This is a genomic window from Tersicoccus phoenicis (assembly GCF_001968835.1).
GTDB lineage: Bacteria > Actinomycetota > Actinomycetes > Actinomycetales > Micrococcaceae > Tersicoccus > Tersicoccus phoenicis.
Genome location: NZ_MRDE01000068.1, coordinates 161,342 through 184,508 on the forward strand (window position 1 = coordinate 161,342; position 23,167 = coordinate 184,508).

A 23,167-nucleotide genomic window follows, 5' to 3' on the forward strand; every position below is an offset into this window, starting at 1 on the left:
GTCAGTGCTCCCGGATCCAGCGGGCGACGGCGGTGGCCTGCAGCCGCACGGCCTTCGCGATCACCGGTTCGGCCATCTGGGCGATCCGCGCGCCGAGGAACGAGATGCCGGAGGTGACGTTCCCGGTGACGGTGAGGGTCGACCCGTCACCGGCGGCGGCCAGCCGTTCGGTCCCGGTGACCTTCAACGGCACGCTGCCGAACGAGATGGAGACCTCGGAGGTGCGGCTGCCGTCGGGGGCGGGCGCGGCCCAGTGCTCCTCCTGGCTCAGCAGCAGCCGCCCGCGGATGAAGGACCTCGCCAGGTCGGGGATCCGCTCCTCGGCCACCGCGCGGACGATCGCGATGGTGAATGCGCCGGCGGGGTCGCCGTCGATCCGGAAGTCGTCGAGAGAGCCACCCGCGGCGGCTCCGGCGTACTGCTGGAAGTCGCGGTTGGTGAACGCACGGATGACCGTGTCCACCGGGGCGTCGATGGTGGCGGTCGCGTCCAGGCTCATGGGGTCCTCTTCGGCGTTGTCGGAGGGATGGGAGAACCGGTTCGGGAAACCGGTCCGGCTCCCTCATCCTAGAGGGACGGCGGGCCGTTGGTAGGCTGGTGGCCTCCCCGGGGTCCGTGCTGGACCTCGGGCGTTCGTGCTGCCCGCGCTGTGTTCCCGAGGAGTGACTGATGAGCCTGACCGGTCTGCGCACCGCCCTGGCGGACGAACCCGGCGTCGCACGGCTGGCTCGGCTGGCTCGTGCCGGGGCCGACGCCCCCGAGTCCCTGGAGGTCAGCGCCCCGGCGGGGTTGCGGCCGGCCCTGCTGACCGAGTTGGCGGCCGGCCTGGGGGGCGCCGCCACCGGCACCGACGACCGGCCGGTCGGCACCGGACCGGCCACCGCGCCGGACGGGGATGCGCCGGACGGGGATGCGCCGGACGGGGATCGGTCGGGCGGGGATCGGGCCCCGGTGGTACTCGCGGTCACCGCGACCGACCGGGAGGCGGGTGACCTCGTCGACGCGCTCAGCTGCTACCTGCCGGCCGGCGCCGTGGAGGCGTTCCCCGCGTGGGAGACGCTGCCGCACGAGCGGCTCTCCCCGCGCTCGGACACGGTCGGCACCCGCCTGCACGTGCTGCGCCGGCTCGCGCACCCCGGGCAGCGGGAAGGAACGCAGCCGGCGAGCACTGACGCCGTCGCGCCGCTGCGGGTCGTCGTCGCGCCCGTCCGTGCCGTCGTCCAGCCCGTCGTGGCCGGCCTGGAGGATCTCGAACCGGTGACCGTGACGGTCGGCCAGGAGCACGAGTTCTCGGGGCTGATCGAACAGCTCTCCGCGGCCGCCTACGCGCGGGTGGACATGGTCACCCGACGCGGGGAGTTCGCCGTGCGCGGTGGCATCCTCGACGTGTTCGCGCCCACCGCCGACCACCCGGTGCGGATCGAGTTCTTCGGCGACGAGGTCGAGAACATGCGGTACTTCTCCGTCGCGGACCAGCGGTCCCTCCCCGGGGAGGAACTGCGGAGCCTCTACGCCCCGCCGTGCCGGGAGTTGCTGATCACCCCCGCCGTCGCCGAGCGGGCCGCCGCCCTGATCCCGGCCATGCCCGGCGCCGCGGCGATGCTGGAGAAGATCGCCGCGGGCATCGCCGTGGAGGGCATGGAGTCCCTCGCGCCGGTGCTGGCGGACGGGATGGTCCCGGTCGTCGAGCACCTGCCGCCCGGGTCCGTGCTCGTGCTGATCGAACCGGAGAAGGTCCGGGCCCGCGCGCACGACCTGGAACGCACGAACGCGGAATTCCTCGCCGCCGCCTGGGCGTCCGCGTCCGACGGCGGGGCGGCGCCGCTCCAGCTCGACGCGGCCGGCCGCGACGGCACGGGCCTGGAGCCGGGCGGTTTCGCCTCCCTGACCGACACCCGGTCGACGACCCTCGCCGCCGGGGTGCGCTGGTGGTCGATGTCCTCCTTCGTCCAGGACGAGCTCCTGCCCGACGTCGACACCCTGCGCGTGGACGCGCGGGAGCCGCTGCGCTACCAGGGTGACGTCGAGCAGATGCTCGCCTTCCTCGGTGGCCGGGTCCGCGACGACTGGCGCCTGGTGGTGTGCACGCCCGGTCCCGGCCCCGCCCAGCGCATCGCCGAACTGCTGCACGACGCCGACATCCCCGCCGCCCGGGTCGACGACGTGGCCACGGTCCCCGACGCCGGCATCGTGCACATCACCACCGGCGCGGCCGACGGGGGCTTCGTCGTCGAGCCGCTCAAGCTGGGTCTGCTCACCGAGACCGACCTGCTCGGCCGGTCCAGCGCCTCCACCACCCGGGACATGCGCAGGATGCCGGCCCGGCGGCGGCGCAACGCCGTCGACCCGCTGAGCCTGACGGCGGGGGACCTCGTCGTGCACGAACAGCACGGCATCGGCCGGTTCGTCGAACTGATCCAGCGCACCACCGGCGCCGGGAAGGCGCGCACCACCCGGGAGTACCTCGTGATCGAGTACGCGCCCGCCAAGCGGGGGGCCCCCGGTGACCGCCTGTTCGTGCCCACCGACCAGCTGGACCAGGTGACCCGGTACGTCGGTGGCGACACGCCCGCCCTGTCGAAGATGGGCGGCAGCGACTGGACGCGCACCAAGAACCACGCCCGACGCGCGGTCAAGGAGATCGCCGGCGAGCTGATCCGGCTGTACTCGGCCCGGATGGCGTCGCGGGGGCACGCGTTCGGGCCGGACACGCCCTGGCAGCGGGAGCTGGAGGAGGCGTTCCCCTATGTCGAGACCCCCGACCAGCTGACCACGATCAACGAGGTCAAGGCCGACATGGAGCGGGAGGTGCCGATGGACCGGCTGATCTCCGGCGATGTCGGCTACGGCAAGACCGAGATCGCCGTGCGCGCGGCGTTCAAAGCGGTCCAGGACGGCAAGCAGGTGGCGGTCCTGGTCCCCACCACCTTGCTGGTGCAGCAGCACTTCGAGACGTTCTCGGAGCGGTTCTCCGGGTTCCCGGTGCGGATCCGGGCCCTGTCCCGCTTCCAGACGGCCAAGGCGGCGAAGGACACCATCACCGGCCTGGCGGAGGGCAGCGTCGACGTCGTCATCGGCACCCACCGGCTGTTCTCGGACCAGGTCCGGTTCAAGGATCTCGGGCTGGTGATCGTCGACGAGGAGCAGCGGTTCGGCGTCGAGCACAAGGAACAGCTGAAGAAGCTGCGCACCAACGTCGACGTGCTGGCGATGAGCGCCACCCCCATCCCGCGCACCCTGGAGATGGCGGTGACCGGGATCCGGGAGATGTCCACGCTGGCCACCCCGCCGGAGGAGCGACACCCCGTGCTCACCTACGTCGGCCCCTACACCGACCAGCAGGTCACCGCGGCGGTCCGGCGGGAACTCATGCGCGAGGGGCAGGTGTTCTTCGTGCACAACCGGGTGTCCTCGATCGAGCGGACCGCCGCGCACCTGCAGCAGCTGGTGCCCGAGGCACGGATCGCCGTCGCGCACGGGCAGATGAGCGAATCCCGGCTCGAGCAGATCATCGTCGACTTCTGGGAGCGCCGGTTCGACGTGCTGATCTGCACCACCATCATCGAGACCGGCCTGGACATCGCGAACGCGAACACCCTGATCATCGACCGGGCCGACGCGTACGGGCTGTCCCAGCTGCACCAGCTGCGCGGTCGGGTGGGCCGCGGCCGGGAACGGGCGTACGCGTACTTCCTGTTCCCGTCCGAGAAGCCGCTCGGGGAGGTCGCGCTGGAGCGGCTCAAGGCCGTGGCCCAGCACAACGAGCTCGGGGCCGGCATGCAACTGGCGATGAAGGACCTCGAGATCCGCGGCGCCGGGAACTTGCTCGGCGGCGAGCAGTCCGGCCACATCGCCGGCGTCGGGTTCGACCTGTACCTGCGTCTGGTGGGGGAGGCCGTCGCCGACTTCCGGGGCGAGAAGGACGAGACGCCGGCGGAGATGAAGATCGAGCTGCCCGTCAACGCCCACCTGCCCGAGGACTACGTGCCCGGCGAGCGGCTGCGCCTGGAGGCGTACCGCAAGCTCGCCGCCGCGTCCACCGACGAGGGGATCGACGAGGTCCAGGTCGAGCTGACCGACCGGTACGGGGAACCGCCGGCCGAGGTGGAGAACCTGCTGGCGGTCGCCCGGTTCCGGATCGCCGCCCGCGCCGCGGGGCTGACCGAGGTGATCGCCCAGGGGGCGATGGTCCGGTTCGGGCCGATCGCCGACCTGCCCGAGTCGCGGCAACTGCGGCTCACCCGCATGTACCCGGGCGCGCTGGTGAAGCCGGCCCTGAACGCGGTGCTGATCCCGCGACCGAAGTCCGCCCCGATCGGGGCGACCGACCTGACGGACGAGGCGATCCTGACGTGGGCGCGCGGGGTGATCGACGCGGTGTTCGCGACCGAGCCCGCCGTTGCCGGCTGAGCGCGGCGACGGCGATCGCGCCTCGTCCTTGACTTAGCTGGTTCCGCCCGAGAGGCATGCTCTGAGAGCACTGCTTTCGGGTGGAACCGGCTAACTCACGCCGGGGAGGCTGAGCCCGGTCAGCGCCCGGCGTGCTCCTTGCGGGTCGGCCGGGAGAACCCGATGAAGTACATGGCCGAGGCGACCAGGATCGCGACCGGCATCGCCCACCAGGTGGCGGGGTTGTTGTGGTCGATGAAGCTCATCAGGTAGAGACCGACCAGGAAGACGGCGAACATGATGATGAAGGTCACGAAGTTCTGCACGAAGCGGCCCTCGCCGGAATGGGTCCGGTGCGGGCGGCTGTCCGCCGTTTGACTGGGCGACTGTCGTGCGGCTGACGTGCTCATGCTTCCTCCGGGGGTGCGCGACGGATGATTCGTTCCCATCGTACCCACCGGCCTCGCCCCGATCCGGTCTGGCCCGCCCGGCCCCGGTCCGGACCGGACGCGCGCGGCGGGGGGCTCAGTAGCCGGTGCCGGCACCGCCGGTGACGATGGCGATCCCCGAGCTGGCGCCGATCCGGCTGGCGCCGGCGTTGATCATCGCCAGCGCGTCATCGCGGGTGCGGACGCCGCCGGAGGCCTTGACCCCCAGGTGTTCGCCCACGGTACGCCGCATCAGGGCGACGTCGGCGACGGTGGCCCCGCCGCCGCCGAAGCCGGTGGAGGTCTTGACGAAGTCGGCGCCGGCGTCGACGGCGCACCGGCAGGCGAACTCCTTCTGTTCGTCGGTCAGCATCGACGTCTCGATGATCACCTTGACGATGGCCTGGTTCTGGTGCACCGCCTCGGCGACGGCGGCGATGTCCGCGACGACGGCGTGCCGGTCCAGGGCGATCACCGCCGGGATGGTGATCACCATGTCGACCTCGTCCGCCCCGTCCAGGCAGGCACCGCGGGCCTCGTGGACCTTCGCGTCGGTGGGGGTGGCGCCGAACGGGAACGCCGCGACCGAACAGGTCAGCACGTCCGTGCCGCGTAGTGCCTCCCGGGCCGTGGAGACCCACAGCGGGTTGACGCACACCGACCGGAATCCGTGCTCGGCGGCTTCAGCGCACAGGGTGAGGATGTCCGACCGTGCACTGTTCGGCGCGAGCAGCGTGTGGTCGAGGTAACCGGCGAGCTCGGCCGCGGTGAGGGACGCCGCGTCGACGCGGTTCGAGGGCATGGTGGGCCTTTCGTCGGGATCCGGTCCATGCTCGCACACCCGGTGCGGTCCGCCGGTGCGGTCCGCCGGTGCGGCCGGCTCGGTGCGGCCGGCTCGGTGCGGCCGGCTCGGTGCGGCCGGCTCGGTGCGGCCGACCCGGGTGGACGCGCCAGGGTTCACGAAGGCAGCTCGAGCAGGGCCTGCAGGTCCGCCACGATCGCGTCGAGGGACGCCTCGGCCCGGGCGGTCGCGGCCGCCACATCGGTCCGGGACGCCGCCGGGACGACGACCTCCAGGTAGCACTTGAGCTTGGGCTCGGTGCCGGAGGGGCGGACGATCACCCGGTTGCCTGCCTCGGTCACCCAGTACAGGCCCTCGGTCGGTGGCAGCGGAGCCAGCCCGGGCACGGCCTCCCCGGCGGCCAGGTCGACCGCGACCACGACGGCGGACCCGTCGAACGCCGTCGGGCCGGTCTGCCGCAGGCGGCCCATCATGGCGTCCAGCAACCCGAGATCGGTGACCCGCACGGAGAGCTGCCGGGTGCGGTGCACACCGTGGCGCACGGAGAGGTCCTCCAGCACGTCGACCAGGGTGCGGCCGTCCGCCTTCGCGTCGGCGGCCAGCTCGGCGGCGAGCAGACCGGCGCTGATGCCGTCCTTGTCCCGCACGGCGGCCGGATCCACGCAGTAGCCCAGCGCCTCCTCGTAGCCGAAGGTCAGGCCCGGGGTCCGGGTGATCCACTTGAAGCCGGTGAGCGTGACCCGGTGCTCGATGCCGGCCGCCTCGGCGATGCGGGAGAGCAGACGGGAGGAGACGATCGAGTTGGCGAACACCGGGGCCGGGCCGGCCGGGTTGCTGCGGGCGGCGGGCGCAGCGGCCGCTCGTTCGCGCTGCCACCGGTCGAGCAGGTGCGCACCGAGCAGCGCGCCGGTCTCGTCTCCGGTCAGCACCCGGTAGTCGCCCTCGTGCGCCACGGCGAGCGCCACCCGGTCCGCGTCGGGGTCGTTCGCGATGACCAGGTCGGCGCCCTGCTCGCGGGCCGCGGCGAGCGCCAGGTCCAGCGCACCCGGCTCCTCCGGGTTGGGGAACGCGACGGTGGGGAAGTCCGGGTCGGGGGCGGCCTGCTCGGGCACCAGGTGCACCGCGCCGAACCCGGCATCGCTCAGCACGGCGCGCATCAGGTCCCCGCCGACCCCGTGCAGCGGGGTGAGCGTGATCGTCACCGCCCGGGGGGGAAACAGCTCGGGCCGGGAGAGCGCGACGACGCCGGCCCGGTACTCGTCGGCGATCGCCGGGGCGAGGACCGTCCACCCGTCGTCGGCCATCGGCACGGTGGCCGGATCGACGGCGCGGATCCGTTCGGCGATCGCGGCGTCGACGGGGCTGACGATCTGGGCGCCGCGGCCGGTCTCGTCGCTGGCCCGGCCGCCGAGGTAGACCTTGTACCCGTTGTCCTGCGGCGGGTTGTGGCTCGCGGTGACCATCACCCCGGCGTCGGCGTCGAGGCGGCGGACCGCCCGGGCGAGCACGGGGGTGGGCAGGGCCGCCGGCAGCAGAAGCGTCTCGATGCCGGCCGCGGTCAGCACGGCGGCGCTGTCGGCGGCGAACACGGCGGAGTTGTGGCGCGCGTCGAAGCCGATCACCGCGCGCGGGGTCCAGGCGCCGTCGGCGACGTCGAGCAGGTACCGGGCCAGGCCCGCGGCGGCCTGCCGCACCACCAGCCGGTTCATCCGGTTCGGCCCGGGCCCCAGCGCCGCCCGCAGCCCGGCGGTGCCGAAGGTCAGGGGGCCGGCGAAGGCGCCGGCGAGCCGCTCCCGGGCGGCCTCGTCGCCGGCCGTCGTCGCGGCGAGGTCGGCCAGCAGCTCCGCCCGGGTCCGGGGATCCGGGTCGGCGTCCGCCCAGACCCGGGCCGCCCGCACGAGGGTGCCGGTCTGCGCGGCGGTGCCGTCGCCGGTCTCGGCGCTGGTGGTGGGGGACGACGGGGTCCGCGGCAGGCTCATGGGACTCTCCTCGGGGTGGGTTGGCGTGTCGGCGACCCGGGGGCTGTGACAAGAGTGATCGAGCGTTCGTGCGGGCGGTCGCCGCGGCGGCGTGCCGTGACGGCGGGGCGACCCGGGGCGTCAGAGCCGGCGCACGATCCCGGCCAGGAGCGCACTGATCCGGGGGCCGGCGTCGTGCCCGGCCTGCAGCACCTCGGCGTGGCTGAGGGGCTCGTCGCTGATCCCGGCGCCCAGGTTGGTCACCAGCGAGATGCCGAACACCTCCATGCCGGCGTGCCGGGCGGCGATGGCCTCCAGGGCGGTGGACATGCCGACCAGGTCGGCGCCGAGGACACGGGCCATCTGCACCTCGGCCGGCGTCTCGTAGTGCGGGCCGGGGAACTGGGCGTAGACCCCCTCGGTCAGCTCGGGGTCCACCTCGCGCGCGAGGGCGCGGATCCGCGGCGAGTACAGGTCGGTCAGGTCGACGAACGTCGCACCCTCCAGCGGGGACGCCCCGGTGAGGTTGAGGTGGTCGGCGATCAGAACGGGGGAGCCGGGGGCCACCTCGGGGCGCAGACCACCGCAGCCGTTGGTCAGGATCACGGTGGTGGCCCCGGTGGCGGCGGCGGTGCGCACCCCGTGGGCGACGGCGCGCACATCGCGGTGCTCGTAGTAGTGGGTGCGGGCCCCGAGCACGAGCACGTGCCGGCCGGCGTCGGTGCGCAGCGACCGGATGGTGCCGACGTGGCCCGCGACCGCGGGCCGGGCGAAACCGGGCAGGTCGGCGGCGTCCAGCTCGGCGACGGTGGCACCGATCAACTCGGCGGCACCGCCCCAGCCGGAGCCGAGGACGAGGCCGACGTCGTGCTGCTGGACGCCGGTGCGTTCGGCGATGACGGCGGCCGCGGCCGCGGCCAGGGGGAAAGGGTCCTCGGGGCTGCTCACCCGTCAGACCCTACCGGCTGGCGGGGATGACGCGGCTCACGTCCGCCGGGCGCTCGGTGCATGTTCACGCGGCTGGTCCGCCGGGCGCTCGGTGCCGCGTTGGCCGTGCCGGAAGCGATGGACCACAATGGTCGCCGTGAACAATCAGTTGGACTACTCGTCGTTGCGTCTGGGGATCATCGGTGGCGGACCGGGCGGTTACGAGGCCGCCATGGTCGCCTCCTCACTGGGAGCCCAGGTGACCATCGTGGAGTCGCACGGGGTGGGCGGCAGCGCGGTGCTCACCGACGTCGTGCCCTCCAAGACCCTGATCGCCACCGCGGACGCGATGACCGCCGCGGCCGACGCGGACGCCCTCGGGATCAAGTTCGCTTCCGCGGGTGGTGCGACCGGAGACACCCCGGGCCTGGACACCTCCACGCCGGCTCCCGCCATGTGGGCGGACCTGGCCGGTGTCAACCAGCGGTTGCTGGCCCTGGCGAAGGACCAGTCAGCGGACATCCAGGCCGCGCTGGAGCGCAAGGGTGTCCGCGTCGTCCGCGGGCGGGGCCGGCTGCGCGCCGATCACACCATCGAGGCGACGACCGGGTCGGGGACCGAACGGATCGAGGTCGACGCCGTGTTGCTCGCCGTCGGCGCCAGCCCGCGGGTGCTGCCCGCGGCCCAGCCGGACGGGGAGCGCATCCTGACGTGGAAGCAGGTCTACAACCTGGACCGGCTGCCCGAGCACCTGATCGTGATCGGTTCCGGCGTCACCGGCGCCGAGTTCGCGTCCGCGTTCGTCGGTCTCGGCTCCGACGTCACCCTCGTCTCCTCGCGGGACCGGGTGCTGCCGGGGGAGGACCCCGATGCCGCGGCGGTGCTGGAGGATGTGCTGCAGAAGCGGGGTCTGAACCTGCTGCCCCGCACCCGCGCCAACGCGGTCGCCCGCACCGCGGACGGCGTCGTCGTCACGCTCGCGGACGGCAGCACGGTGGCGGGCTCGCACTGTCTGCTGGCCGTCGGGGCCGTGCCGAACACCGAGGATCTCGGGCTGGAGGAGGCGGGCGTGGCGACCACGGAGGCCGGGCACGTCGTCGTCGACGGTGTCTCCCGGACGAGCGCGTTCAACGTGTACGCGGCGGGTGACTGCACCGGGGTGATGCCGCTGGCCTCGGTCGCGGCCATGCAGGGCCGGATCGCCGTCGCCCATCTGCTCGGCGACGCCGTCAAGCCGCTGCGGATCAAGCAGGTCTCGTCGAACATCTTCACGTCCCCCGAGATCGCGACGGTCGGCGTGACCGAGGCCGACGTCGAGTCCGGCCGGTACCAGGCGGACGTGTTCACCCTGTCCCTGAAGTCGAACGCGCGGGCGAAGATGATGCACGTCAAGGACGGGTTCGTGAAGGTCTTCGCCCGGCAGGGTTCCGGGACGGTGATCGGCGGCGTCGTCGTCGGCCCGCGCGCCTCGGAGCTGATCTACCCGCTCGCCATCGCCGTCAGTCAGAAGCTGAACGTGGACGACGTCGCCTCCACCTTCACGGTGTACCCGTCGCTGTCGGGGTCGATCGCCGAGGCCGCCCGCCGCCTCCACGTCCACCAGTAGGGTCGCCGCTTCCGCGGCTGCCACCCCCCCGGGGGCTGACTGGTCACTTGTTGGGTGTTTCCCGACCCGTTCGAGCCGGAAACGGCCATCAACTGACCAGTCGACCCGGGTAGTGCCCGGGTAGTGCCCGGGTAGTGCCCGCGGAGGGCGCGGTGTTACGGGGAGGTGGTCGCCACCGCCACGGTCGCGACCTCGTCCTCCAGGGTGTCCAGATCCCGGTGGCGGGTCTCCCGAGTGAACCACAGGGCGATGAACGTCAACACGCCCATGAACGCCAGGTAGATGCCGACCCAGCCGACGCCGACGCTCTGCACGAGGGCGTCCGCGACGAACGGCGTGATCGCGGCGCCGAGGATCGAGGACACGTTGTAGGCGACGCCGGAGCCGGTGTACCGGGTGTTGGTGGGGAACAGCTCGGGCAGCACCGCGGACATCGGGCCGAAGGTCAGACCCATCAACGCCATCCCGACGCACAGGAACAGCAGCATCAAGCCCAGGTTGGCCGACGCGCCGGTGCCCATGGCGTTCCGGTCGAGGAAGAGGCCGAAGCAGAAGCCGAAGACGATGATCAGGCCCGTGATCACCAGCAGGGTGGACCGCCGGCCGAACCGGTCCGCGAGCCAGCCGGAGACCGGCACGAAGGCGGCGAAGAACAGGATCGCGATCAACTGCAGGATCAGGAAGTTGCCGTACCCGATGCCGAGCTTGCCCTGGGCCGGGGAGCCGATGGCGTACGAGAGCACCCACGTCGTCATCAGGTAGAACACCCCGTAGGTGGCGAGCATGATGAACGTGCCCTGGACGACCTGCACCCAGTTGCGCTTGAACACGACGCCGATGGGCGCTTTGACCTTCTCACCGCGGGCGACGGCGCGGGCGAAGACCGGGGTCTCCTCCAGCTTGATCCGCACGTACAGGCCGATCGCGACGATGATGATGGAGAGCAGGAACGGCAGCCGCCAGCCCCAGGTCAGGAAGGGGCCGTCGAACAACGGCTTCGTCGAGTCGTGCCCGAAGGCCAGGGTCAGCACCAGGAACAGGCCGTTGGCGAAGAAGAAGCCGATCGGGGCGCCGAGCTGTGGCCACATCGCCGCCCAGGCACGCTTGCCCTTCGCGGCGGTCTCGGTGGTGAGCAGGGCGGCGCCGGACCACTCGCCGCCCAGGCCCAGGCCCTGGCAGAAGCGCATGATCGCCAGCAGCGCGGGCGCGAACACGCCGATCTGCTGGTACGTCGGCAGCAGGCCGATGAGGAACGTGGCGATGCCCATGGTCAGCAGCGACCCGAGCAGGGTGGCCTTGCGGCCGATCCGGTCCCCGAAGTGGCCGAACAGGACGGAGCCGATCGGCCGGGCGACGAACGCGACGCCGAACGTCGCCAGGGACGCGAGGACGGCGGCGCCCTCGTTGCCCTTCGGGAAGAAGAGCAGCGGGAACACCGAGATCGCGGCGGTCGCGTAGACGTAGAAGTCGTAGAACTCGATCGACGTGCCGACCAGGCTCGCGATGATGATGCGGCGACGGGGGATGGTGGGGGTGTCGGTGCGGCCGGTGGCGGCGGGGCCCGACGGATCCGGCAGTGATGTGGCCATGGGAGCGCTCCTTGTGCGAGTGAGACGCAGGAAATCTACGCCCGCGATCATATGGCGGACAAACCTGTCCGCCATATGGACCGCGCTGGACGCCGCCACTCCGCGTACGTCAGCGGCTCACCGACGCACCGGCTCGCGCCCTGGGGTGCGGAACCTCGGCCTGCCGGGCCGTGCCGTGCCGAGCCGGTCCCGGTCAGTCGGCGATGGTGGCGATGACCGCGCCCGCCGCGACGGTGGCTCCCGGCGTCGTCGTCAGGCCCGTGATGGTGCCCGATCGGTGCGCCGTCAGCGGCTGCTCCATCTTCATCGCCTCCAGGACGACGACGAGGTCGCCCTCGCTGACGGCCTGCCCGTCGGTGACCGCGACCTTGACGATGGTGCCCTGCATCGGCGAGGTGAGGGCGTCCCCGTTCGCGGCCGGCGTGGCCGCCGAGCGAGCACCGCGCGGCTTCCGCGACGCCCGCACCGCGGTCGAGGCGGACTTGACCGTGGAGGAGATGAACGAGGGCAGCACGACCTCCAACCGTTTCCCGCCGACCTCGACGGTGACGCGCTGCCGGTCGTCCTCGCCGGTGTCGGACCCGGCCGAGGCGTGCGGCGGGATGGTGTTGGCGAACTCGGTCTCGATCCAGCGGGTGTGCACCGCGAAGGGCGACCCGTCCTCCGGGGCGAAAGCGGGGTCGACGACGACGGCCCGGTGGAACGGGGCGACGGTCGGCATCCCCTCGATGACGAGCTCGGCCAGGGCGCGCCGGGACCGTTCCAGCGCCTGCCGCCGGCTGGCGCCGGTGACGATCAGCTTGGCGATCATGGAGTCGAAGTTGCCGCTGACCGTCTCACCGGCCTCGACACCGGAGTCGACGCGCACGCCGGGCCCCGCCGGGAACGTCAGCGCCGTCAGGGTGCCGGGCGTGGGCATGAAGTTCCGGCCCGGATCCTCCCCGTTGAGCCGGAACTCGAAGGCGTGGCCGCGGATCTCGGGGTCGTCGTAACCCAACGCCTCGCCGCGGGCGATCCGGAACTGCTCCCGGACCAGGTCCAGGCCGGTGACCTCCTCGGACACCGGGTGCTCGACCTGCAGGCGCGTGTTGACCTCCAGGAAGGAGATGGTGCCGTCGCGGCCGACCAGGAACTCGCAGGTGCCCGCCCCCTCGTAGCCGGCCTCCTTCAGGATGGCCTTCGACGCGGCGTACAGGCGGGTGTTCTGCGCCTCGTCCAGGAACGGCGCCGGGGCCTCCTCGACCAGCTTCTGGTTCCGCCGCTGCAGCGAGCAGTCGCGGGTGGAGACGACGACGACGTCGCCGTGGGCATCGGCGAGGCACTGGGTCTCCACGTGCCGGGGCGCGTCGAGGAACCGCTCGATGAAGCACTCGCCGCGGCCGAAGGCGGCGGTGGCCTCGCGCACCGCCGACTCGTAGAGCTCCGGGATCTCCTCGCGGGTGCGCGCGACCTTGATGCCGCGGCCGCCACCGCCGTGGGCGGCCTTGATGGCCAGGGGCAGGCCGTACTCGTCGGCGAAGGCGAGCACCTCGTCGGCGGAGGCCACCGGGTCCGCCGTGCCGGGCACGAGGGGAGCCCCGACCTTCTCGGCGATGTGCCGGGCCGAGACCTTGTCGCCGAGGGCGGCGATCGCCGCCGGCGGCGGACCGATCCAGGTCAGACCGGCGTCGATCACCGCGGCCGCGAACTCGGCGTTCTCGGAGAGGAAACCGTATCCCGGATGCACGGCGTCGGCGCCGCACTGGCGGGCGACATCGAGCAGTTTGGTGATGACGAGGTAGGACTCGGCCGCGGTGGTCCCGCCCAGGGCGTAGGCCTCGTCGGCCAACCGCACGTGCAGGGCGTCCCGGTCCGGGTCCGCGTACACGGCCACCGAGGCCACTCCCTCGTCCCGGGCGGCCCGGATGACGCGGACGGCGATCTCACCGCGGTTGGCGATGAGGACTTTCGAGATGGCTCGTGACACGGGACGTGAACTCCTTCGGTGATCTTGGGGAACCCTACCGCTGTTGGTGGCTTCGACCTACGGATGACCGGGTTCACGCGTTGCGGAGCCCGAATCGTTGTGGTATCCCTACAAAACGCCACCGGTCGTCGCCGTGCCCGGGACGGTGGGCCGGGTCAGGCCCAGAGCGCAGTGATGTCCTCACCGAGTCTGCTCAGCAGGGTGCGCAGCGTGGTGACGGAGAGGCCGACGACGGCGTGCGCGTCGCCGTCAACGCGGCGGATGAAGGCAGCCCCCCGGGCGTCGATGGTGAAGGAACCGGCAACGGCGAGCGGTTCGCCGGTGGCGACGTACGCGGCGATCTCAGCCGCCGTCATGGTCACGAAGTGGACCTCGGCACTGGCGATCGCCCCGGTGGCGGCCGCGCCGTCGGGTGCCCGCCGCCCGCGGCCGGGCCGGGTGTCGATCAGCCAGTGGCCGGTGTACAGCACACCGGACCGGCCGCTCATCGCGGTGATCCGCTCCGCCGCGCGCTCGGGCGTGTACGGCTTGCCGTGGGCGACGCCGTCGAACGAGAACACCGAGTCGCAGCCGAGCACGAGGGCACCGTGCTCGCGGGCCGGCTCGCCGACCAGGGCCGCGGCGACGGCCTCGGCCTTCGCGCGGGCGAGGAGCAGGGCGGTCTCGGCCGGGTCGGTGATGCCGTGCCGGGCGACGACGGCGGCCTCGTCCACGTCGGAGACGCGGACCTGGTGGGCGATGCCGGCGTCGGTGAGTAGCTTGGTGCGGGCGGGGGAGGCGGAGGCAAGGATCAGTTCAGGGGGACGGGTCAGCTCGGGCACGCGCTCCAGCGTAGCGCTGCGGACGACGCGGGCCGGGCCGCCCCGGAGCAGGGGCGACCCGGCCCGGAGGACGGAGGCGATCGGCTCAGGCGCGCACGCCGGCCAGGTCCGCGTCGGTGCGCTGGCCGTCGCCGGTGGACTGCGTCGGCGCGGCGACCGTCGCGTCCGCGACCCGGCGAGCGTCGTCGTTGAACGGTTCGCCGGTGCGCGGGGCGTTGTAGAGCGTCTCGTCGAGCAGCCCCCGGCGCTTGGCGACGATCGTCGGCACGAGGGCCTGTCCCGTGACGTTGAGCGCGGTGCGGCCCATGTCGAGGATGGGGTCGATCGCCAGCAGCAGACCGACACCGGCCAGCGGCAGCCCCAGGGTCGACAGGGTCAGGGTGAGCATCACGGTCGCGCCGGTGGTGCCCGCCGTCGCGGCGGAGCCGAGGACGGAGACGACGACGATCAGCAGGTACTGGCCGAGGTTCAGGTCCACCCCGAAGAACTGCGCCACGAAGATCGCGGCGACGGCCGGGTAGATGGCCGCGCAGCCGTCCATCTTGGTGGTCGAGCCCAGCGGCACGGCGAAGGACGCGTAGCTGGAGGGCACCCCGAGGTTCCGTTCGGTGACCCGCTGGGTCAGGGGCATGGTGCCGATGGAGGAGCGGGAGACGAAGCCCATCTGGGTGGCGGGCCAGACACCGGAGAAGAACTGCTTGATGCTCAGGTGATGCAGCCGCAGCAGGACCGGGTAGACGACGAACCCGACCAGGATCAGGCCGATGTAGACGGCGAGGATGAACATGCCCAGCGATCCGATGGTGTCCCAGCCGTACTCGGCGGCGGCGCGGCCGATCAGGCCGACGGTGCCGATCGGGGCGAGGCGGATGATCCACCACAGCACCTTCTGGATGACCGCGAGGGCGGAGGCGGTGAGATTGAGGAACGGCTCGGCCGCTCTGCCGACCTTCAGGGCCGCGATGCCGACGGCGATCGCGATCACCAGGATCTGCAGGACGTTGAAGTTGACGGCCGTGGCGGCGGCACCGTCGGTCATGGTGGTCTTGGCCCCGAGGCCGAGGAAGTTGACCGGGATCAGACCCTGCAGGAAGGCCCACCAGCTGCCGGTCGTGCCGCTGTAGTCGGCCGGCGGTGCGGCGCTGGCGGTCCTGCCCGGCTGCAGCAGCACACCGAGCCCGATGCCGATGGTGACGGCGATCAACGCGGTGATCCCGAACCAGAGCAGGGTGTTCCAGGCGAGCCGGGCGGCGTTGGAGACCTGCCGCAGGTTGGCGATGGAGCTGACGACGGCGGTGAAGACCAGGGGGACGACGGCGGCCGTCAGCAGCGAGACGTAGCTCGAGCCGATCGTGCTCAACGTCGTCATCAGGGCGTTGGGGGAGGTCTTCGGGTCCCCGCCGATGGCCTTGGCGGCGAGGCCGAGCGCCAGGCCGACGATCAGGGCCGCGATGATCTGCGGTCCGAAGGACGTCATCCACCGCGGCAGGGTGCGGGCGCGTCGCTGCGACGCGGAAGTCTGGGAAGTCACCGAAAGAGACTAGTCGGTGGTCTATATCAAAGTGAAGTGAATATGTCGAACTGTGACGTAACGTCAGTCACCCGCCGGCTCGTCCACTGAGGTGGTCGCGAACCGGCACCCCTGGTGCGTCCCTTGACGAGCCGGCGGGTGAAGAACGCGATCAGGCGGCGGGGATCAGCGCCCGGCGCAGGGTGTCCAGGCCGACCGAGCCGAGGGAGAGCGCGCGGGTGTGGAATGCCCGGGGATCGAACCCGTCGCCCTCGCGGGCGCGCACGTCGTCGCGGATCTGCTGCCAGAGTCGCTGGCCGATCTTGTAGGCCGGGGCCTGCCCGGGCCAGCCGAGGTAGCGGGTGAACTCGAAGTCCAGTTGCCCGTCGGAGATGGCGATGTTCTTGCGCAGGAACGCGCGGCCGGTGTCGGCGGTCCAGGTACCGGATCCCCACCGCTCCGGCACCGGCAGGCCCAGGTGCACGCCCAGGTCGAACACGACCCGCGCCGCACGCATCCGCTGGGCGTCGAGCATGCCGAGCCGGTCGCCCGGGTCGTCGAGGTAGCCCAGGTCGGCCATCAGCCGCTCCGCGTACAGCGCCCAGCCCTCGCCGTGCCCGGAGACCCAGCAGGCACTGCGCCGCCAGCTGTTGAGCACGTCCTTCTTGACCGTCTGGTAGCCCATCTGCAGGTGATGACCGGGCACACCCTCGTGGTAGACGGTCGTCTTCTCCTTCCACGTGGTGAAGGTGTCCTCGCCCGCGGGCACGGACCACCACATCCGGCCCGGCCGGGAGAAGTCGTCGGCGGGCGGGGTGTAGTAGATGCCGCCCTCCTGTGTGGGGGCGATCCGGCACTCCACGGTGCGCATGATCTCGGGGATCTCGAAGTGGGTGCCGGCCAGCGCGGCGACGGCCTCGTCCGAGGTGGTCTGCATCCAGGCCCGCAGCGCCTCGGTGCCGTTCAGCTGCCGGGCGGGGTCTGCGTCGAGGATCTCGATCGCCTCGGGGACGCTCGCCCCGGCCTTGATCTGCCCGGCGACCTCCTCCTGTTCGGCGATGATCCGGTCCAGTTCGGCGACACCCCAGGCGTAGGTCTCGTCCAGGTCGACGGCCGAGCCGAGGAACTGCCGCGAGTGCAGGGCGTAGCGTTCGCGCCCGACGGCGTCCTCGGTGGGTGCCAGCGGGCGCAGTTCGGTGGCGAGGTAGTCCCGGAGCTTCGCGTATCCGGCGCGAGCGGCGTCGGCGCCGCGCGCCAGGTCGGCGGCGACGGAGGCGGGCAGGTCGCCGTCACCGGTGCGGGCGCCGGCGACCAGGCCGGCGAAGTACCCGTCGTCGGCGATGTAGCGGCCGGCCTGCTCGATCACCGTGTCGACCTGCCGGACGGCGGCGATGCGCCCCCGGTCGGCCGCGGCGCGCAGGGAGGCGACGTACCCGTCGAGGGCGGCCGGGATGTTGGCCAGCTTGCCGGCGAGGTGGGACCACTGTTCGGCGGTGTCGGTCGGCATCAGGTCCAGGACGTTGCGGATCTCCTGCGCCGGGGAGGCGATGTTGTTCAGTTCGCCGATGTCGTGGCCGGCCTCGTGGATCTCCAGTGCCAGGCCGAGTCGCTCGTTCAGCGCGTCGAGGGTGACGACGTCGACGTCGTCCTCGGGGCGTAGCGACGCGGCGGCGTCGAGCGTGCTGCGGGCGGCGTCGGCGTCGGCCCGGTACCCGTCGGGCGAGTAGTCGCGGTACTCGGTCTCGCGGCCGGGCTTGCCCATCACGGTGGCGAAGGCGGGATCGAGGTCGAACAGGGTCTGGGTGTACGTGTTCGCCAGCTCATCGAGGGTGGTCGGGGTGCGGGTGGCCTCGGGGCCTGTGGTGTCGGTCACGGGGACGAGCCTAACGGTACGCGGACCGGGGGCCCGGCACCGGCGGGTGCCGCCGCGTCGAACGACGATGGAGGCCGCCTGACTACGAGCACACGGTTCTCGGCGGCTGCTACCCGGCCCGGCCGCTGACCCTGGCCGCCTTCATGGGCACGGGGCTGCGGGCGCTGAAGGTCGAGGCGGGCGACATCACCGCGACGGCCGCGGACCGGTACGGCGAGACGGTGGCCTGGGCGGAGGCAGCCCACCGCGCCGGCTTCGACGGTGCCGTCTGGCTGAGTCACCGGTGCAACACCGACCACGCCTACGTCCTGTTCGGCGACCGCGTCGGATCCGGCGGGCTGGTCGTGGATCCCACCGTCGCCCGGGCCTTCGGGCTGGATCCCGACCGCGCCTGGCTCACCGACTTCTGCGCCGCCCTGCACGTCGACATCCGCTGGTGGCCCGCCCGCGCGGACCTCGGTGGTGCGGGCTGGCCGTCACGTGCGCGTCGCGGGCCGGGAACGACCCGGCCGGCAACGGATCCGTCGGGACGTCAGCGGTGCAGCGAGCTCCGGCGCCAGGCGCCCGGGCCCGGGGCGGGCCGCATCCGCAGGGCCGCGCGCCGCTGCCAGCTGCGGTCGTGCTCGTGCGCCTCCTCCTCGGCCGTGCCGAGCGTGGCGACGACCGCGGTGAGGGCCGCCAGTTCTTCGGCGGTCGGATTGCCGGCGAGCACCTGCAGCAGGGGCTCGGGATCGGTGTCGGTGCCGGGAACGGTGATGGTCATGGGTTCTCCTCCACGAAGGGCGGGTATCGGCGTGGCAGTCGGTGCGATCTACAGGGGAATGTTGCCGTGCTTCTTGGCCGGCAGGGAGGCACGCTTGTCGCGCAGGGCGCGCAGCGCCCGCACGATCTGCAGCCGGGTGTCGGCGGGGGCGATGACGGCGTCGACGTAGCCGAGCTCGGCCGCCTGGTAGGGGTTGAGGAGTTCCTCCTCGTAGTGCTCGATCAGCTCGGCGCGCCGTGCGTCGACGTCCTGCCCGGCCTCGGCCGTGGCCTTCAGGTCCGCCCGGTACAGGATGTTGACGGCGCCCTGGGCACCCATCACCCCGATCTGCGCCGTCGGCCAGGCGAGGTTGACGTCCGCACCGAGCTTCTTCGAGCCCATCACGATGTACGCCCCGCCGTAGGCCTTGCGGGTGATCAGGGTGACCAGCGGGACCGTCGCCTCCGCGTACGCGAACAGCAGCTTCGCGCCGCGCCGGATGATGCCGTTGAACTCCTGGTCCTTGCCGGGCAGGAACCCGGGCACATCCACCAGCGTGACGATGGGAATGTTGAAGGCGTCGCAGTGCCGCACGAACCGGGCGGCCTTCTCGGAGGCGTTGATGTCCAGCGTGCCGGCGAACTGCATCGGCTGGTTCGCGACGATGCCCACCGTCGTGCCCTCGATCCGGGCGTAGCCGATCAGCACGTTGGGCGCGTACAGCGCCTGCATCTCGAGGAAGTGCCCGTCGTCGACCACGGTCTCGATCACCGTGCGCATGTCGTACGGCTGGTTCGCGGAGTCCGGGATGAGGGTGTCCAGCGCCGCGTCCTCGACGGTGGGATCCGGCTCCTCCGCGAAGTCCAGGTGGGGCGCCTCGGCCAGATTGTTCGACGGGAGGAACTCGAGCAGCTCCCGGACGAAGTCGAGGGCGTCGGTCTCGTCGGTGGCCAGGTAGGTGGCGGTGCCCGTGTTCGCGTTGTGCTGGCGCGCGCCGCCGAGGGACTCCATGTCCACGTCCTCGCCGGTGACGGCCTTGATCACGTCCGGGCCGGTGATGAACATGTGGCTGGTCTTGTCCACCATCACGACGTAGTCGGTCAGGGCGGGGGAGTAGGCGGCGCCGCCGGCGCACGGGCCCATGATCAGGCTGATCTGCGGGACCACGCCGGAGGCGTGCACATTGTTCCGGAAGATGTCCGCGAACATGGCCAGCGACGCGACGCCCTCCTGGATCCGCGCGCCACCACCGTCGTTGATGCCGATCACGGGGCAGCCGTTGCGCAGCGCGAACTCCTGCACCTTGACGATCTTCTCGCCGTTGACCTGGCTCAGGGAGCCGCCGTAGACGGTGAAGTCCTGACTGTAGAGGGCGACCAGCCGCCCGTCGACGGTGGCGTACCCCGAGACCAGGCCGTCGCCGAGGGGCTTCTTCTTCTCCATGCCGAACGCGGTGGAGCGGTGCACCGCGAGGGCGTCGAACTCGACGAAGGAGCCCTCGTCCACGAGCTGGTCAATGCGCTCGCGGGCGGTGCCCTTGCCGCGGGCGTGCTGGCGTTCGACGGCGGCCGGACCGGACGGGACCGTTGACTCCTGCTGCCGGCGGCGGAACTCCGCGATCTTGCCGGCGGTGGTGGTCAGATCGATACTCATCTGGTCTTCGGCTCCTGGGGTTCCGGGGGGATGGGTCCGGGATTCTCGCGCGTCATCGCGTGGTAACGCCCGAGTGCACCGGACGGGGCCGTCACGACCGCGCGCCTTCTGGAGGTTCCGCACAACAACGGGCGCGACGCGAGCGAACTCGTGCAAGTCTAGCCAGCACTGTCGAGCCGACCGTTGTAGGAAGCCGACAAAGTCAGGGGCGATTCTCGAACGCGTTCGCAGAGGGGTCGCCGATTGTGCGGATGGCGGTGTCATTCGGGTCGAATGCCTGCGTCATCCGCACGCTCGACGGAGCGGCTCCGCTCGATCGGCGAGCCCAGGAAGCGACCTTGCCGGGTTACTGGTCAGTAACATGCGGCTAGGATGGGCCCATGAGCAGCACTCTTTCCGGTTCCACGATCCTCATGTCCGGCGGCAGCCGCGGCATCGGCCTGGCCATCGCCGTCCGCGCCGCCCGGGACGGGGCGAACGTCGCGCTGCTGGCCAAGACGGACACCCCGCACCCCAAGCTGCCGGGCACCGTGCACACCGCCGTCAAGCAGATCGAGGCCGCCGGCGGCGCCGGGCTCGCGGTGGTGGGCGACGTGCGGAACGACGACGACGTCGCGCGCGCGGTGGAGCGGACGATCGCGCGGTTCGGCGGCATCGACGTCGTCGTGAACAACGCGTCGGCGATCGACACCGCCACGACGACGGACATCGACATGAAGCGCTACGACCTGATGGCCGACATCAACGTGCGCGGCGCCTTCCTGCTCTCGAAGCTGAGCATCGAGGCGCTGTCCCGGTCGGCCAACCCGCACATCCTGACGCTGTCGCCGCCGCTGAACCTCACCCCCTACTGGGCGGGCAAGCACCTGGCCTACACCATGGCGAAGTACGGGATGAGCTTGACGACCCTGGGCCTGGCCCGGGAGCTGGCACCTCGCGGGATCGGCGTGAACTCCCTGTGGCCCTGCACGTTGATCGACACCGCCGCGATCCGCGCGATGCCCGGCGGGGAGCGGCTGGTGCGCGCCGCCCGGAAGCCGGAGATCATGGCCGACGCCGCGCACGCCGTCCTCACCCGGGACGCCGCCACCACCACGGGCAACTTCTTCACCGACGAGCAGGTGCTGCGCGAGGCCGGCTGCACCGACTTCCGCCCGTACAGCGTGGTCGCGCCCGTCCCGGGAGCCGATCCCGTCCGGTTGCTCCCGGACATCTTCCTGTCCGACGGTTCCGATGACCCCTCCGGTGACCCGGGTCCGCGCTGACCGGGTCTTTCGCCCGGTATCCATGCAGGACGTCGACGAACGGCGCGGCCCCGATGCCCGAACGGGTACTGGATAGACTGACCGCATGACCCCGTCCGTCCCCGCGTCTCCGGTTCTGGACCAGAGGCGCATGGAAGGCGAGCTGCTCCCGCCGGCGGGGCCGTGGGCACGGACCACGGTGGTGGAGCGCACCGGGTCGACGAACGCCGACGCCGCGTCGGCCGCGGTTTCCCAGCCGGAGGCCTGGCCGGACCTCAGCGCGCTGCTCACCACCAACCAGGACGCCGGCCGTGGACGGCTGGACCGGTCCTGGGTGATCGAACCCGGCGCCGGCCTGGCGATCAGTTTCGTCCTGCGCCCGACCGCTCCGTCCGGCCGGCCGCTGCCCACCCAGACGTACGGCTGGCTCACCCTGCTCGCCGCCCTCGCCCTGGCGGAGTCCGTCGGTGGTGCCGACGGCGTGACCGCCACGATCAAGTGGCCCAACGACGTCCTCGTGCACGAACGCAAGATCGCCGGCATCCTCGCTCAGCTGGCGGGCACCGGTGACGGCACGCCACCTGCCGTGATCCTCGGATGCGGTATCAACGTCAATCAGGCAGCCGGGGCACTGCCCGTGCCGACCGCCACGTCCCTGGCCGCGGCAGGCTCCCGTCGGCTCGACCCCACGGACGTGGCCACGGCGTTCCTCGCCGCGTTCGCCGGCCACTACCGCACCTTCTGCACCCGCTCCGGGGACCCCACCGCGGCCGGTGAGGGCACCAGTCTGATCCGGGCCGTGTCGTTGCGGATGGGGACACTGGGCCGGCGGGTCCGGGTGCAGTTGCCCGACGGGTCCGACCTCGTGGGCGAGGCCACCGGCCTGGCCGCCGACGGCGCCCTGCAGGTGATCGGCTCCGACCTGGCCCAGCACGACATCCATGCCGCCGACGTCGTGCACCTGCGTACCGAGGAGGGGACGTGACCTCCCGCGCCCTGCGCCGGCTGCTCCGCGGCGCCGACCCGCGGGAGGAGGTACTCGTGGTGACCCGGCCGCGGGCCCACCGGCTGGTCGGATCCTTTGTGGTGCTCCTGGTCATCGTCGCCGTCGCCGGCTTCTCGCTCGGCTGGCTGAGCCGCCGCCACACCGACCCGGTGCTCGTCTCGGTGCAGCCGGTCCTGCTGCTCGCCGTCGTGGTCGCGGCCGCAGCGGCCGCGGGTGTCTTCGTGTTGCGCCCGTTCCTGCGCTGGCACCATACCCGCTATGTGCTCACCACGGCGCGGATGATCCGCCGCGACGGTGGCCGCCGTGGGTCCACGCAGGTGTGGCTGGCCGGCGTCCTGCACGTGCACATCAGCCAGAATCTGCGGCAGCGACTGGTGCGCGCGGGCGACCTGTACCTCGATGCGGTGTCGGGGCGCCTGGTGCTGCCCGACGCGCCGCACGTGCGCCGATTCGCCGACGTCGTCACGGACGCCGTCAATCGATCGAGGCCGGGCCATCCGATGGCCGGTTACCCGGGGCCCGGTCACCCCGGCGCCGACTACCCCGGTGCTCACTACCCCGGTGCCGGCTGGCCGGGGCCGGCCGGTCCGACGTCGGCCATGACCCCCTTTTCCCTGCCCGGGGGGACGCGTGGCCGCTGACCGACCCCGGGG

General features: G+C 72.1%; 17 protein-coding genes and 1 pseudogene. 6 read left to right on the forward strand and 12 right to left on the reverse strand.

All coding sequences use genetic code 11. From position 1 onward, the window contains the following. Position 1: 1 nt before the first annotated feature. On the reverse strand, positions 2 to 499 hold the full coding sequence (locus tag BKD30_RS10945) for a DUF2505 domain-containing protein (RefSeq protein WP_076704605.1): 498 nt from the start codon (positions 497 to 499) through the stop codon (positions 2 to 4). 170 nt (positions 500 to 669) lie between these two features. Between BKD30_RS10945 and mfd the strand changes: the two genes are divergently transcribed. Then, entirely contained in the window at positions 670 to 4,410 is a 3,741-nt protein-coding gene (gene mfd, locus BKD30_RS10950; protein WP_076704607.1) for a transcription-repair coupling factor, read from the forward strand. 119 nt (positions 4,411 to 4,529) lie between these two features. Here the strand turns inward: mfd and BKD30_RS10955 are convergent, their stop codons facing one another. The 4 genes from BKD30_RS10955 to BKD30_RS10970 form a co-directional block, all read right to left on the reverse strand. Continuing rightward, positions 4,530 to 4,799 (reverse strand): hypothetical protein, encoded by a 270-nt coding sequence (locus BKD30_RS10955; protein WP_143588169.1) that lies wholly within the window; start codon positions 4,797 to 4,799, stop codon positions 4,530 to 4,532. 115 nt (positions 4,800 to 4,914) lie between these two features. Further along, positions 4,915 to 5,619, reverse strand: a complete 705-nt coding sequence (gene deoC, locus BKD30_RS10960; protein WP_076704685.1) for a deoxyribose-phosphate aldolase — start codon at positions 5,617 to 5,619, stop codon at positions 4,915 to 4,917. A 155-nt stretch (positions 5,620 to 5,774) separates the two neighbouring features. Next, positions 5,775 to 7,598: a phospho-sugar mutase gene (locus BKD30_RS10965; protein WP_083956334.1), complete on the reverse strand. Its 1,824-nt coding sequence runs from the start codon at positions 7,596 to 7,598 to the stop codon at positions 5,775 to 5,777. Positions 7,599 to 7,718: 120 nt separating this feature from the next. Further along, a complete protein-coding gene (locus tag BKD30_RS10970) occupies positions 7,719 to 8,525 on the reverse strand; it encodes a purine-nucleoside phosphorylase (protein ID WP_076704611.1) in 807 nt (268 codons plus the stop codon). Positions 8,526 to 8,661: 136 nt separating this feature from the next. On the opposite strand from BKD30_RS10970, the gene BKD30_RS10975 reads away from it, so the two are divergent. Further along, positions 8,662 to 10,110 (forward strand): NAD(P)H-quinone dehydrogenase, encoded by a 1,449-nt coding sequence (locus BKD30_RS10975; RefSeq protein WP_235861636.1) that lies wholly within the window; start codon positions 8,662 to 8,664, stop codon positions 10,108 to 10,110. 155 nt (positions 10,111 to 10,265) lie between these two features. On the opposite strand, the gene BKD30_RS10980 is transcribed toward BKD30_RS10975, so the two are convergent. The 5 genes from BKD30_RS10980 to BKD30_RS11000 all read right to left on the reverse strand — a co-directional run bounded on the left by BKD30_RS10980 (position 10,266) and on the right by BKD30_RS11000 (position 17,869). Further along, the gene (locus BKD30_RS10980; protein WP_076704614.1) at positions 10,266 to 11,699 is read right to left on the reverse strand and encodes an MFS transporter; all 1,434 of its coding nucleotides are present in this window, start codon (positions 11,697 to 11,699) and stop codon (positions 10,266 to 10,268) included. A 193-nt stretch (positions 11,700 to 11,892) separates the two neighbouring features. After that, positions 11,893 to 13,665: an acetyl/propionyl/methylcrotonyl-CoA carboxylase subunit alpha gene (locus tag BKD30_RS10985; protein ID WP_076704615.1), complete on the reverse strand. Its 1,773-nt coding sequence runs from the start codon at positions 13,663 to 13,665 to the stop codon at positions 11,893 to 11,895. A gap of 155 nt (positions 13,666 to 13,820) precedes the next feature. After that, positions 13,821 to 14,486 (reverse strand): Maf family protein, encoded by a 666-nt coding sequence (locus BKD30_RS10990; RefSeq protein WP_408033376.1) that lies wholly within the window; start codon positions 14,484 to 14,486, stop codon positions 13,821 to 13,823. An 85-nt stretch (positions 14,487 to 14,571) separates the two neighbouring features. Then, positions 14,572 to 16,017 carry a dicarboxylate/amino acid:cation symporter gene (locus BKD30_RS10995; protein ID WP_076704616.1) on the reverse strand — a complete coding sequence of 482 codons (1,446 nt, stop codon included), beginning with the start codon at positions 16,015 to 16,017 and terminating at the stop codon, positions 14,572 to 14,574. 151 nt (positions 16,018 to 16,168) lie between these two features. Then, entirely contained in the window at positions 16,169 to 17,869 is a 1,701-nt protein-coding gene (locus BKD30_RS11000; protein WP_076704617.1) for a DUF885 domain-containing protein, read from the reverse strand. 143 nt (positions 17,870 to 18,012) lie between these two features. Here BKD30_RS11000 and BKD30_RS17105 point away from each other — a divergent pair. Next, positions 18,013 to 18,186: pseudogene (locus BKD30_RS17105) on the forward strand (RES domain-containing protein); the annotation flags it as partial. Positions 18,187 to 18,401: 215 nt separating this feature from the next. Here BKD30_RS17105 and BKD30_RS11010 read toward each other — a convergent pair. Both BKD30_RS11010 and BKD30_RS11015 read right to left on the reverse strand, forming a co-directional pair. Next, positions 18,402 to 18,632, reverse strand: a complete 231-nt coding sequence (locus tag BKD30_RS11010; protein ID WP_076704618.1) for an acyl-CoA carboxylase subunit epsilon — start codon at positions 18,630 to 18,632, stop codon at positions 18,402 to 18,404. Between the two features lie 48 nt (positions 18,633 to 18,680). Beyond that, positions 18,681 to 20,264: an acyl-CoA carboxylase subunit beta gene (locus BKD30_RS11015; protein WP_076704619.1), complete on the reverse strand. Its 1,584-nt coding sequence runs from the start codon at positions 20,262 to 20,264 to the stop codon at positions 18,681 to 18,683. A gap of 380 nt (positions 20,265 to 20,644) precedes the next feature. On the opposite strand from BKD30_RS11015, the gene BKD30_RS11020 reads away from it, so the two are divergent. The 3 genes from BKD30_RS11020 to BKD30_RS11030 all read left to right on the forward strand — a co-directional run bounded on the left by BKD30_RS11020 (position 20,645) and on the right by BKD30_RS11030 (position 23,155). Next, complete coding sequence (locus BKD30_RS11020) at positions 20,645 to 21,529, forward strand: SDR family oxidoreductase (RefSeq protein WP_076704621.1); 885 nt, start codon at positions 20,645 to 20,647, stop codon at positions 21,527 to 21,529. A gap of 85 nt (positions 21,530 to 21,614) precedes the next feature. After that, positions 21,615 to 22,493 carry a biotin--[acetyl-CoA-carboxylase] ligase gene (locus BKD30_RS11025; protein WP_076704623.1) on the forward strand — a complete coding sequence of 293 codons (879 nt, stop codon included), beginning with the start codon at positions 21,615 to 21,617 and terminating at the stop codon, positions 22,491 to 22,493. Further along, complete coding sequence (locus BKD30_RS11030) at positions 22,490 to 23,155, forward strand: PH domain-containing protein (protein WP_076704625.1); 666 nt, start codon at positions 22,490 to 22,492, stop codon at positions 23,153 to 23,155. Before BKD30_RS11025 ends, BKD30_RS11030 begins: the two co-directional genes overlap by 4 nt. Positions 23,156 to 23,167: the final 12 nt, after the last annotated feature.

Bases quoted from the DNA above. Each gene is read 5' to 3' on its own strand.
- deoC (WP_076704685.1), bottom strand. From the start codon at position 5,619: ATGCCCTCGAACCGCGTCGACGCGGCGTCCCTCACCGCGGCCGAGCTC.
- BKD30_RS11025 (WP_076704623.1), top strand. From the start codon at position 21,615: ATGACCCCGTCCGTCCCCGCGTCTCCGGTTCTGGACCAGAGGCGCATG.
- BKD30_RS11020 (WP_076704621.1), top strand. From the start codon at position 20,645: ATGAGCAGCACTCTTTCCGGTTCCACGATCCTCATGTCCGGCGGCAGC.
- BKD30_RS11015 (WP_076704619.1), bottom strand. From the start codon at position 20,264: ATGAGTATCGATCTGACCACCACCGCCGGCAAGATCGCGGAGTTCCGC.
- BKD30_RS10965 (WP_083956334.1), bottom strand. From the start codon at position 7,598: ATGAGCCTGCCGCGGACCCCGTCGTCCCCCACCACCAGCGCCGAGACC.
- BKD30_RS11010 (WP_076704618.1), bottom strand. From the start codon at position 18,632: ATGACCATCACCGTTCCCGGCACCGACACCGATCCCGAGCCCCTGCTG.
- BKD30_RS10980 (WP_076704614.1), bottom strand. From the start codon at position 11,699: ATGGCCACATCACTGCCGGATCCGTCGGGCCCCGCCGCCACCGGCCGC.
- BKD30_RS10955 (WP_143588169.1), bottom strand. From the start codon at position 4,799: ATGAGCACGTCAGCCGCACGACAGTCGCCCAGTCAAACGGCGGACAGC.
- BKD30_RS10945 (WP_076704605.1), bottom strand. From the start codon at position 499: ATGAGCCTGGACGCGACCGCCACCATCGACGCCCCGGTGGACACGGTC.
- mfd (WP_076704607.1), top strand. From the start codon at position 670: ATGAGCCTGACCGGTCTGCGCACCGCCCTGGCGGACGAACCCGGCGTC.